This is a genomic window from Microcystis sp. M061S2 (genome assembly GCF_020245605.1).
Taxonomy (GTDB): Bacteria; Cyanobacteriota; Cyanobacteriia; order Cyanobacteriales; family Microcystaceae; genus Microcystis.
In genome coordinates this window covers 1-11,608 of sequence record NZ_JADBUP010000061.1, presented here as the reverse complement: position 1 = coordinate 11,608, position 11,608 = coordinate 1, and the positions used below count along the sequence as shown (strand labels likewise).

Below are 11,608 nucleotides of genomic sequence, written 5' to 3'. Positions count from 1 at the left end.
CCGAACCAGCCGACATAAAGACGGTTGTTGGTGCTGGTGATCCACTGGCAGAACTGCTCCCACAGGGAAGCACTCTCGCGCTGTTGTAAGGTGGTGGTCATTGGTTTATGATTCCTATTAAGTTATCGAGGTACGATTGATGATGTCTCTATCTTAAAGACTTTGTATCGGTTTGTAAAGGGGGTTGACAAAAGTATTACTTGTTGAAGATATAAGTTCAGCTTATGCTAAGTTTATAGGGTTTCCTGACCAAGTTTTCCTTTTTGGGAGTCCGTCATCAGAAGCCGATGCCAAATCAGGTCATACTTCATGTTTATGAAAAAAACCTGGATCTCGAACTCAGGTTAGACTAAAAAGAGAAATTTAATCATAATGGCGGTTGTCCTGACTATGGTAGAAAAAGTTCGTAAAACCGATGCAGAATGGCGGGACCAGCTAACTCCCGAACAGTTCCAAGTTACCCGCAAAAAGGGAACAGAACGGGCTTTTACGGGTAAATATCACGATAATAAAGAAAAAGGTATTTACAAATGTGTCTGCTGTGGTACGGAGTTATTTACTTCTGACAGCAAGTATGATTCGGGTACTGGTTGGCCGAGTTTCTGGACCGCTGCTAACGAGGCTAATATTAAGTACGAACGAGATGTTAGTTTTTTCATGGTGCGGACAGAGATTGTTTGTGCCGCCTGTGATGCTCATCTCGGTCACGTTTTTAATGATGGTCCACCCCCGACGGGAAAACGCTATTGTCTCAACTCTGCCGCTTTGCAGTTTGAAAAAAATTCCTAAAGCAAAAAGAGGTCTGGAAAGACCTCTTTTTTTAAGTTCCAGTGGCAGCCAATTACAGTAAACCTGTATTAGTCCCTGGTTTGCCAGTAGCTAACTGCACTTTGACAATTTTGCCGCCCATTTTCATGATGCGTTGTTGCTCACGAAACCAATTATCGTAGGGAACGAGTTTGGTGAAATAGGTATTTTGTAATTCCCGTTGTGTCCGAATGCGGCTTTGGCTTGGAACACAAGCGGTGATTTTGAACATCCGCATGGATTGATTTCTCCTAATCGCTGAAAAACTTGTCGCTCAAACTAACGAAGGCTTTTTCCTAAAATAACAAAGGTCGGGAGTCAAGGATCAATACTAGCTCGTCAAAACCTATCTTGGACAGATTCAGCCTTTAAAGACCTAGCACTCATCCTCGGCTTCCCGAACCTATTTTGTTCGAGTTCGTTACTTCTAGCTTAAGCCAGAGCTAATGTAGTCGAAGTAAATCCCCATTTCTTTACCCGCGTCAGCACCAACTAAACTAGCGGTGACTTCTTTCATCGCTTGGATAGCTTGAACGGTGGAGGAGATGGGTACACCTAAAGAGTTGTAGGTTTCTTTCAGTCCGTTGAGAACGCGCTCGTCGAGGATAGAAGGATCTCCAGCTAACATAGCGTAGGTAGCATAACGGAGATAGTAGTCGAGGTCACGGATACAAGCGGCGTAACGACGGGTGGTGTACATATTGCCACCGGGACGGGTTACGTCAGAGTATAACAGGGACTTCGCGACAGCTTCTTTAACGATACCGGCAGCGTTGGCGCTAATGACACTAGCGGCGCGCACGCGCAGTTCACCGGTGGCGAAGTAGCCTTTCAGTTTGCCGAGAGCAGAAGCGTCAAGGTATTTGCCTTGAACGTCAGCAGAGTTGATAACAGAAGTAATTGCGTCTTGCATGGTGGTTCTTCCTTGAGTTTTGCTTAATCTTAAGAGGTTTACGAGGGGTGTGTCTAGAACAATTCACAAAGGAGTTATTCTACGACATAGAGCCGATCACGTAATCGAAGTAGGAAGAAGCTTCAGAAGCATCGTCAGAAGACATAAGACCAGTAGCAACTTCTTTCATTTCGCGAACACTTTGAGCTACGGCACCGATGTCGGTTCCTAAAGATTTGTACATTTCACGCACACCGACTAAACCGATTTCTTCAATCGGGGTGACATCACCAGCAACTACTCCGTAGGTGATTAAACGTAGGTAGTAGTCCATGTCACGCAGACAGGTAGCGGTCATTTCTTCGCCGTAAGCGTTGCCACCGGGGGAAACGATGTCAGGACGTTTTTGGAATAGGCGATCGCCAGCTTGTTTGACGATGGTTTCGCGAGCGCCGGTCAGGGTTTCAGCGATGCGTAAACGAGCGGCACCACTGCCAACGAAGGCTTTAATTCTGTCTAGTTCGCCGGGGCTGAGGTAACGAGCTTCAGCATCAGCATTCACGATCGATTTCGTGACGATACTCATTGATGGATTCCTCCCAACTAAGTGAGATTAATAAACTTAATCTGACATTTTATAGCAGTTGTGGTCACTAGGCTCAAGTTATCTCGTTTCCGCCTCAGCGTCTCAAGACTTCCCTAGCTAGAGCGACCTAACGCAACTATTTTGCGGCATCTGGTTCACCTTCTCGCTACTTTCGTAATACTTTTTAACATTTGCCCTCACAAGGGAGCGCTGGAGTGGGGAGCGATTTGTCAGTGAACAGTAAACAGTAAACAGTAAACAGTGAACCTCGATCTAACATTATCTCAAGGCTAAAAGTCTCTCTAGTTAAGAAATCTACCCAAATAAAAATGATTTTAATTGCCTCATATTTTTTCAGTGAAATTGAATTAGCAACGATAGATATACATTTTGGGTATCGAACTACTTAGTTAGTACATAGACCAAAAACAAGCTGTGATTGGGTTATAATTTTTGGAGATGTCTAGTGAACTGAAAACTCGCATCTGATCACGGATCACTGAAAAGGCTGTCTCCTGATTTAGCCTAGCCAATTAATGGCCCCTTTAATCCAGTCTTCTGGCTGAGTATTTTTACTAAATAAAGCATCTTGACTGAGGACTGCGATAGCTCGATCGATCTCCTCTCGGCTGTATCCTAAAGCCAAAAGGGTCATCTGCACATCTTCAAGGATTGCCGCTGCCGGTAGTATTGCCGTGGTTGTCGTCGTCGCTTCTCTTAGTTGTCGCCATGCTGCCAATTTAGTTTTTAACTCTAAAGCGATTCTCTCTGCTGTTTTTAAGCCGACTCCGGGGGTTTTGCTCAAAATTTTAGTATTTCCTGTCACTATCGCCACCACAAGTTCCTCAATCCCCAAGGTATCGATTAAAGCTAGGGCTAATTGCGCTCCAACTCCATTGACGGAAAGCAGTTGACGAAACAGATCTCGCTCTGGGGCGGTGCCGAAACCGTATAATAAAGGCTGCTCCTCGCGAAGGAGTAGGTGAGTGAAAATCTGACAACTATCATTGTTATCTTTGCCGATGTCTAGGGCTAATCGCGAGGGAATTTGGATTTCGTAACCGATCTGGTTTACGTCTAAAATCAAGATCAGTCGGTTATTAGGGGTTTTGATCACCTCGATCGCTTGTCCCCGTAAATAATTAATCATTGATTTAATTCTCCTACGAAAATAACCGAACCACAGGGATGACGGTTTTTACTCCCTGAAGGAATGCCGGGGAGATTTTCATTTTTGTTACAATTGTTAACAGAAGTGAATGGCGTAATTGATAACCTAATCTTCTTGGCGTTAGTCCCCAATAATTGGAGAAGATACAAAATGAATGGCAACATTAGAGTCGGGAATCTCTTTGGAATTCCCTTTTATATTAATCCTTCTTGGTTCTTTGTTCTGGGGTTAATTACCTTAACCTATGGGGGAGAATTAAGTCAGTTTCCCCAGTTAACAGGAATCATGCCCTGGCTGTTAGGATTTTTTGCCGCTATTCTCCTATTTGCCTCCGTGGTTGCCCACGAATTAGGTCATAGTTTTGTTGCTATCGCCCAAGGTATTGAAGTCAAATCAATTACCCTCTTTTTATTCGGTGGTTTGGCAACTCTCGGCAGAGAATCGAAAACTCCCCTAGAAGCTTTTCTAGTAGCAATTGCCGGCCCTTTAGTTAGTTTACTGCTCTTCGGTATCTTCCTAATTATTGGTTCCAATATTAGCTTAAATGCGCCCCTGGCGGCGATTCTTTCTCTCCTGGCCTATATCAACCTCGCCCTAGGGTTATTTAACCTGATCCCCGGTTTACCTCTAGATGGTGGTAATATCCTTAAAGCCGTCGTTTGGCAAGTAACAGGCAATCCCAATAAAGGGGTTTTATTCGCTAGTCGTTTCGGTCAATTTTTTGGTTGGTTAGCGATTGTCATCGGTGCGCTATCAATTCTCGGAATCAGTCAATTTGGCAGTTTTTGGACGCTATTAATTGGCATTTTCCTCCTACAAAACGCTGGCTTTTCCGCTCAATCAGCTAAGGTTCAAGATTTCCTAAGTCGCTACACCGCTAAAGATGTTATCTCTCCTAATAGTCCTGTAGTGCCGATTAATTTAACCCTGCGCGAGTTTGCTAATAATTATGTTATCGGTAAACAACAATGGTCTAAATTCCTAGTTACCGATAGCGAAGGTAAACTATTAGGAGTGATTAATGTAGAGGATCTGAAAACAATTCCCACTTCCCAATGGACAGAGGTAAATATCGGACAGTTATTACAAACTAGCGAAAGTCTTAAACTGGTTTTGTCTAATACTTCCCTCTTAGATGTGGTGAAAATTTTGGAAGGCGAAAATTTATCTCAAGTGACAGTGGTAGAAGAAAACGGCACGGTTTTGGGATTAATTGAGAAAGCTTCTATCCTTACTTTTCTCGCTCAAGAAACCCAAAGTCAAACCGCTTAATCACTGAGCAGTTATCAGTGAGCAGTTATCAGTTAGAATCAGTTAGGTAAATGTAATTTTCACCTCAATATTCTCGCAGAATTTTGTCTAGTATCTCCTGACTATACTGACTGTCGCATTGCTTCCCATAATTGCTCGTATTCCTGCTCGGTTGCTGGGGATAAAGGGTTTAAAAAATCGCTTTTTTTGATCGCTTCTGGATTGACAAGTAAAGGATGATTTTTAATATCTGGGGGAATTTGGTCGGGATTTTGAGTGAGAATTAGGGGTGATAATCCGGAGGTAAATAAAGAAATTTTAGTGGCGGATTCTGGTTGCCAACAAAAATCAATCCATTGCTCGACAAGAGAATTAGGAGTAGTTAAAACCGGTTTTACCCACACATCTGACCAGAGAGAAGTACCAGATTTGGGGACAACAACTTTAATTTTATTATAGCGATCGCTCACTGGTAAAATATCATTAGACCAACCCACAGATAGCCAGACATCACCGAGTATCAGGGGCTGTAAATAATGTTGAGAACTATAAAATTTTACCTGTTTTTGTAAAGCGAATAGCTGGTCTTTTAGTCCCATTACTTGTTTTAAATAACTAAAATTATAAGAATAACCCAATTTTTTTAGGGTTAAACCGATGACTTCGCGACGATTATCAATTAGGGCAATTTTACCAGTTAATTCCGGTCGCCATAGATCAGACCAATCCTGTGGTCGCCAGTCAAATTGAGCGAATTCTTCCTCATTATAGGCAATTACTGTCATTCCCCAACGGTAGGGCGCACCCCAGACTTTACCCTCTGTTTGCGGTTGTCCTTGGCCATTGCGAGTCATATTTTCTTGCCAACGGGGGGGCAGTTTTGACCAATTAGAAAGTTGAGAAGTATCTAGGGGTTGAATTAAACCGTTAGTAATCGCTTTTCCTAGCCAAGCATCCCCTAGGGTGACTAAATTACCCATCGCTGGGTTTTGTTCCCTAAAAGGGATAGGAATCGAAAATTGTGAGGTTGGTTGCTCCTGATTTTTTAACCATTTTTCCAACAATTTTAATAGCTCTTTCAGCTGCCTTTCCGACTGAAAATTGACTTTTTTTTCGGCAATAGTTTTCTGAAAATCTGTTAGTAATCGCGGCGGAATCGAACCGGATAGGAGAAAAATGCTCGGATCGCCGCTTCTGGAAGCGCAGCCACTTAAACCCCCCGCTAAGGCGATTGTACCTAATCCTTGCAAAAAAGAACGTCTGTTTAACATATCGCCCGCCGATTCTCAACTTCAACAGTAATAATTGCCAGTTTCTAGCTTTAAATTATTATAGGACGATTTTTAACAGAATGTAAACTAGGGAGTTTTGCCGCTACCGATTTCAGCTATAGATCGGCTTTGTTGTTAACTTTTATGGTAGAAAACTCTGATTTTGTCCTAGTTAAAGCTAGGATAGAAGCAGTAAGCTAAGGGGAGAGGGTATCAGACTATGTCAAACAATCATGATCGAGATTTCCATTATTCTTGTCGTTGTGGAAAAGCCAATTTTCAGTCTGTAAAACATCGATCGGGTATTTTATTAATCGGGGGAGCGGAAGAAGGTAAGTTAGGAGAAGATCAGGCGACCACATGGTTATTGAATCGGGCTAAAGGCGGTAATTACTTAGTGTTGCGCTTTGGCGATCTTGGCAGTCAAGCCGATTGGATTTGCGACAATTATCCCTCCCTGATCGGCTCGGCGGCGGAACTATCAATTGATAGTCGTGAAGGGGCGAATCATCCTGATGTTATCGAATATATTAGTAATGCCGATATTCTTTTTTTTGCCGGTGGTGATCAAAATCAGTACGAGGATTTGTGGGAAAGCACAAAGGTGGAAACAGCGATCAATTATCTGATCAATGAGAAAAAAGTTCCCGTGGCGGGAACCAGCGCAGGAATGGCTATTCTGGGTGATTTTTACTACGCGCCCACTCACGAAGGGGTCCTGAGTTCGGAAATATTAAATAATCCCTTTCACTTCAACACCAAAGACTTCTATCGGAGTGATTTTATTCGGGTTCCTTTTCTCAAAAAAGTGGTGACAGATACCCATTTGGATCGACTCAATCAAGATCATCCCGAAACAAGATATGGTCGCCTTTTTGGTTTTTTAGCCCGCAATGTACACGATAATCACAATCAACTACCTGCCTACGCTATCGGTTTAGAAGAAGGTGCTTTTCTGGCGATCGATGAGGATGGTATCGCCAAAGTCTATGGCAACGGCACCGATAAGGGACAAGATGCCTATTTTCTGCAAACTAACAGGACTCTACCCGAACAGATGGAGCCGGATCGACCTTTAATCTGGAATAATAACGGTCAAGCGGTGAAAGTCTATCGCATCGCAGGAACTCCCTCCGGCAGCGGTAAATTTGACCTCAAGGATTGGTCTAGTGCTGCTGGCGGTCGCTGGGAATATTGGTACACTAAAGGGGGAATAGCTGGGTTTAAGCGGGTTCTGGTAGCCTAAAGGTCATTTTTGTCAAAAAAGTGATTTCTATGGGTTTTATGATTAATTTTGAGGCAATACGGAGAATTTTTTGAGCTATGACCCCTGAATTAATCACTTTCGGTCGGTATCTCGCGGGTGAATTTGAAAATCAACGGCAAGCACAAGCAGAACCGGTGTGGTACGTTCACCTGCGCTTATGGTTGCGTCCGTTGCCTTTATTTCGGGAAGACAGCATCGCGCTTTTTGCCGAACAAGCCAGTATCATCAATTTAGACCAACCCTACCGACCGCGACTGTGGCGATTAACGCGCTCGGAATCGGCAGGGTTAGAGGTGAGGCATTATATGTTTAATGACCTGAAATCCGTGCAAGGTGCGGGCAAAAATCCCGATATTTTGCGAAAAATTAGCTTAGAAGACCTAACTTTCCTGCCTACTTGCACTTTAGCGGTCAAAGTCCATACTCTCGCTGATAATCAATACCAGTTTATCGCCCAACCGCAACCGGAACAGCGCTGTCAATTCACCTATGAGGGTACAACCTATCAGGTGGCTTTAGGTTTCGAGGTAACGAGTCATCGCCTAAAAACCTACGATAAAGGTCTAGATCCCAGCACCGGTAAGGGAATTTGGGGCGCTCTGCTCGGTCCCTATCAATACGAGAAAAAACGGGATTTTTCGGCAGAATTGGAGGTGTGAGGAAGATTGCATCACATTAGGTCAAAATGACGGCAGACGACACCGCAAAGAGCCGCTAAAGCGGTAATTCCTAAAGCTGTACCGATGTCTTGTCCTTGATTGACAGCAAAAGAAGTGACGATTCCCGCACCTAAACCGGCCGTGATTGCCGCTCCGAGAAAATCTTTATCCGAGTTTTTATACATAGAGATAAGGCCAAATTTCGACAAAATCGTGTTTTTTACCTTATCATCCTCTTTTGAGCAACTAATCACCCGGGGGCGGAATTGCAATTAAGCTTTAGATTTAGCCACGTTTCTTAACATTAAGTCGGGTAAGATAGATAGGGGGTAAAATCGATGAAATTAGCTAAAATCTCTTTTTCTGGCTTTTTAACGCTGATTATCTCCCTTTTGCTAATACTGAGTTTTGTTAATGCCAGCAAGGCACAATCGGATACGGCGGTAAGATCGGAGTTAATTAGTCTTCGCAATCGAGTCGAGCGCCTTGAAAGTCAGATTCGAGGAATATCCATCCGCGGGGAAAATGCCGCTCCGATTCCCCAACGGCGATCGGGAACGGGTATAGTAAATGGGGAAGTAGTCGGGGAAAGTGACCCACTGTTCCAGCGTTTAGCTACTTTAGTAATTGAATTAAAGGAAGATTTAAAAAAGCTAGAGCAACGGGTGCAAATCTTAGAAAAAGAAACCGTTAGCCAGAAATCGTAGTCAATTGATGCTATAACGATCGAAAGTTAAATTGATCCAAACTATGCAGTTAATTGATTATGTAATTGTGCTGCTTTATCTGGCAGGAACCCTAATAATCGGGATTATCGCCGAGAAAAAAGCTTCTCAAGGTCTAGAATCCTACTTTTTAGGTAATCGCAATTTGCCCTGGTGGATGTTAGGGGTGTCGGGAATGGCGGCTAACACCGATTTAGCGGGAACTATGGTCATTTCTGCCCTAATTTACGCCGTCGGTCCCAAAGGACTATTTATCGAAATCCGCGGCGGTGTTGTCCTAATTATGGCCTTTCTCATGGCTTTTATGGGTAAATGGAATCGCCGCGCCCAAGTTATGACCATGGCGGAATGGATGCAATTTCGCTTTGGACCGGGAAAACAGGGAAATTTTGCCCGAATTATTAGCGCCGTCGCCACTCTCTTATTCTCTATCGGTGCGATGAGTTATTTCTCCGTTGCGGGGGGGAAATTTTTAGGGCAGTTTCTGGGTATGGATGATCGTCTTGCTTCGGTGATATTAATTCTTTTAACGTTAATTTATACAGTCGCCAGTGGTTTTTATGGTGGGGTAATTACCGATTTATTTCAAGGGTTTCTGATTTTTGTAGCGGTAATTTATGTATCGACAGTGGCTTTTTTTACTGTCAATCTTCCCGATAGTTTCACGGTGGCAATTCCGGGGGCAACGGAGCCAAAAACTTGGAATTTAAGCGACTGGGCTAGTATTTTTCCTTCGATGACTTTGGATTTACCCGGAGATTATGCCATCTTTAATTTGTTTGGTGGGGTGATTTTCTTTTATTTAGTTAAAACCATCATCGAAGGTTGCAGCGGCAGCGGTGGTTATATGTTACAACGATACCTAGCCGCCAAAAGCGATCGAGATGCCGGTTTATTATCTTTATTCTGGATTATTCTGCTTTCTTTCCGTTGGCCGTTAGTCACAGCTTTTGCGGTTTTAGGTATTCACTACGGTTTAACTAAAGGCACGATTACAGATCCGGAAAGAATTCTGGCCACGGTGATTACTCAATACGTTCCCGTGGGGATGAAGGGGTTATTAATTGCTGCTTTTTTAGCGGCGGCTATGTCCACTTTTAATGCGGTTATTAATGCTAGTGCTGCCTATTGGGTCAAAGATATCTATCAAGCTTTTTTGAAACCGAATGCGGGAGAACAGGAGTTAGTTTTTCAAGGTCGTCTGGCCTCGGTTTTTGTGGTAGTAATTGGCTTAGTTTTGAGTTTTAATATCCAAAATGTCAATGATATTTGGGGTTGGTTAACCACGGGATTAGGGGTGGGATTAGCAGTTCCTCTCCTATTACGTTGGTATTGGTGGCGCTTTAATGGTTATGGTTTTGCTGTGGGAACTTTAGCGGGAATGATTGCGGCTATTGCCTCACAAGTGATAATTTTACCTTTCTTTCGTCACAGTCAATATCAGGAATATATTCTCTTTCTTGTGCCGAGTTTGTTCGCTTTAGCTGGCTGTATTATCGCTACTTTGTTAACTCCTCCTACCGATAGTTTAGTCATGGAAAATTTCTATAATGTTACCCGACCTTTTGGCTTTTGGGGAGAAGTCCGTCAAAGTGTTAAACCTAACCTACAGGCAAAAATTAAAGCGGAAAATCAACGGGATATCATCGCCGCTTTTCTCACCGTTCCTTGGCAATTAGTCCTCTTTATGATGGGGATTGTTTTAATCATCAAGCAGTGGCAAAGTTTGAAGATTTTGGCTTTGGTTTTTCTTTTGCTTTCCATCGGTCTCTATTTTACTTGGTATCGACATTTATCTAAGGAAATTACCGTCACTAAAGACCGAGATTTAGGTTAGGCAGTTATCAGTTATCAGTTATCAGTTATCAGATTTGATTTTTAAGTGTGCAGTATGGATTAAGTGAGCCTCATCAAATGCCAGTTTCCTACTGTCTTTTCACTGATTACTGATTACTGATCACTGAATTAGGAGATATCCCTTGACTTTTGCGGCGGCTTGGGTTATGATTATCTTATAATGGGACTTTTGTGTTTAGCTTTGGTTCCTAAGATCCCCATTATTAGTAAACTCTTTTAAAAATATTGTCCCAAAATCTGCAAAAAAAAGCAAGCAAAATTTTGCTGTCAATTGTTAAGTTTTGTTAAGAAAAATAGCAAAAGCGGCAAGGAATAGAAATCCCTTACCGTTGACTTTAGCCGGACTCACCACTTCTTATAGGATAAAAACTTACCCGACATGGTAATTTTAACGCGATCGCCTTTAGGGTCTTCCTCCTTATCCACGTCGAGGGTAAAATCGATCGCACTCATAATACCATCGCCGAATTTTTCATGAATCACCGATTTTAGAGGCATTCCATACACCTGCATGATCTCGTAGAAACGATAAATCAGGGGGTCGGTGGGGACAACCGGACCCAATCCCTTGACAGGATACTCGGTTAAGGATGCGACGATTTCGTTTCCCAGTCCCAAAGCTGCCACAATTTTCGATGCTTCCTCTGGGGAGGCGCTCGCTTGCCGGTAAAAAACAGCGGCAATCCACACCTCATCTCGTCCTAGAATCGCTTCTAGGTCAGCGAAACTCAGTCCTTTTTCCTTCTTCGCTTCCAATAGTTTTGCGGTAATTTCGGGTATCATTGCTTATTTTTGCAGAATTTGTCTGCTTCTAGTTTACCTGAACATCAATTATATAAGTAAAAGTTATGACATTGATAAAAAAATATTCCTTAAAACCCCTTTACATAACTATAAAAAGCCGATAGTATTAACTCATGTCAAACAACGAACCTTGACAACCTAATACATACAGAAATTATCCAACCATGACTACAACTCTACAACAGCGCGAGAGCGCTTCCCTGTGGGAGCAGTTCTGCCAGTGGATCACCAGCACCAACAACCGTCTTTATGTCGGCTGGTTCGGTGTGATCATGATCCCCACCCTGCTCACCGCCACCACCTGCTTCATCATCGCCT

At 43.0% G+C, this 11,608-nt stretch carries 13 protein-coding genes and 1 pseudogene; 7 read left to right on the top strand and 7 right to left on the bottom strand.

Annotated elements, in window-relative coordinates:
* Positions 1-372: 372 nt before the first annotated feature.
* The gene (gene msrB, locus IM475_RS11125; protein ID WP_287660050.1) at positions 373-789 is read left to right on the top strand and encodes a peptide-methionine (R)-S-oxide reductase MsrB; all 417 of its coding nucleotides are present in this window, start codon (positions 373-375) and stop codon (positions 787-789) included.
* Positions 790-841: 52 nt separating this feature from the next.
* On the opposite strand, the gene IM475_RS11120 is transcribed toward msrB, so the two are convergent.
* The 4 genes from IM475_RS11120 to ruvA form a co-directional block, all read right to left on the bottom strand.
* Positions 842-1,045, bottom strand: a complete 204-nt coding sequence (locus IM475_RS11120) for a phycobilisome linker polypeptide (RefSeq protein ID WP_002739162.1) — start codon at positions 1,043-1,045, stop codon at positions 842-844.
* A 189-nt stretch (positions 1,046-1,234) separates the two neighbouring features.
* On the bottom strand, positions 1,235-1,720 hold the full coding sequence (gene apcB / locus IM475_RS11115) for an allophycocyanin subunit beta (RefSeq protein WP_002738786.1): 486 nt from the start codon (positions 1,718-1,720) through the stop codon (positions 1,235-1,237).
* Positions 1,721-1,799: 79 nt separating this feature from the next.
* The gene (gene apcA, locus IM475_RS11110; protein WP_002739012.1) at positions 1,800-2,285 is read right to left on the bottom strand and encodes an allophycocyanin subunit alpha; all 486 of its coding nucleotides are present in this window, start codon (positions 2,283-2,285) and stop codon (positions 1,800-1,802) included.
* A 520-nt stretch (positions 2,286-2,805) separates the two neighbouring features.
* The gene (gene ruvA / locus IM475_RS11105) at positions 2,806-3,435 is read right to left on the bottom strand and encodes a Holliday junction branch migration protein RuvA (protein WP_287727583.1); all 630 of its coding nucleotides are present in this window, start codon (positions 3,433-3,435) and stop codon (positions 2,806-2,808) included.
* A 63-nt stretch (positions 3,436-3,498) separates the two neighbouring features.
* Between ruvA and IM475_RS11100 the strand changes: the two genes are divergently transcribed.
* Positions 3,499-4,728, top strand: coding sequence for a site-2 protease family protein (locus IM475_RS11100; protein ID WP_287727581.1), 1,230 nt, complete (start codon positions 3,499-3,501; stop codon positions 4,726-4,728).
* A 101-nt stretch (positions 4,729-4,829) separates the two neighbouring features.
* Here IM475_RS11100 and IM475_RS11095 read toward each other — a convergent pair whose 3' ends face one another.
* Positions 4,830-5,978, bottom strand: coding sequence for a substrate-binding domain-containing protein (locus IM475_RS11095; RefSeq protein ID WP_287660047.1), 1,149 nt, complete (start codon positions 5,976-5,978; stop codon positions 4,830-4,832).
* A 220-nt stretch (positions 5,979-6,198) separates the two neighbouring features.
* On the opposite strand from IM475_RS11095, the gene IM475_RS11090 reads away from it, so the two are divergent.
* Together IM475_RS11090 and IM475_RS11085 are read left to right on the top strand one after the other, a co-directional pair.
* Positions 6,199-7,224, top strand: a complete 1,026-nt coding sequence (locus tag IM475_RS11090; RefSeq protein ID WP_287727580.1) for a cyanophycinase — start codon at positions 6,199-6,201, stop codon at positions 7,222-7,224.
* Between the two features lie 77 nt (positions 7,225-7,301).
* On the top strand, positions 7,302-7,904 hold the full coding sequence (locus IM475_RS11085) for a chromophore lyase CpcT/CpeT (RefSeq protein ID WP_287727579.1): 603 nt from the start codon (positions 7,302-7,304) through the stop codon (positions 7,902-7,904).
* 11 nt (positions 7,905-7,915) lie between these two features.
* Here IM475_RS11085 and IM475_RS11080 read toward each other — a convergent pair whose 3' ends face one another.
* On the bottom strand, positions 7,916-8,089 hold the full coding sequence (locus IM475_RS11080; RefSeq protein ID WP_172970560.1) for a hypothetical protein: 174 nt from the start codon (positions 8,087-8,089) through the stop codon (positions 7,916-7,918).
* Positions 8,090-8,242: 153 nt separating this feature from the next.
* On the opposite strand from IM475_RS11080, the gene IM475_RS11075 reads away from it, so the two are divergent.
* Together IM475_RS11075 and IM475_RS11070 are read left to right on the top strand one after the other, a co-directional pair.
* Entirely contained in the window at positions 8,243-8,611 is a 369-nt protein-coding gene (locus IM475_RS11075; RefSeq protein ID WP_287727578.1) for a hypothetical protein, read from the top strand.
* Positions 8,612-8,654: 43 nt separating this feature from the next.
* Entirely contained in the window at positions 8,655-10,466 is a 1,812-nt protein-coding gene (locus IM475_RS11070) for a sodium:solute symporter family protein (protein ID WP_287727577.1), read from the top strand.
* A gap of 365 nt (positions 10,467-10,831) precedes the next feature.
* Here IM475_RS11070 and cynS read toward each other — a convergent pair whose 3' ends face one another.
* Positions 10,832-11,269: a cyanase gene (cynS, locus tag IM475_RS11065; RefSeq protein WP_287660042.1), complete on the bottom strand. Its 438-nt coding sequence runs from the start codon at positions 11,267-11,269 to the stop codon at positions 10,832-10,834.
* A gap of 185 nt (positions 11,270-11,454) precedes the next feature.
* On the opposite strand from cynS, the pseudogene IM475_RS11060 reads away from it, so the two are divergent.
* A pseudogene (locus IM475_RS11060) lies at positions 11,455-11,608 on the top strand (photosystem II q(b) protein); the annotation flags it as partial.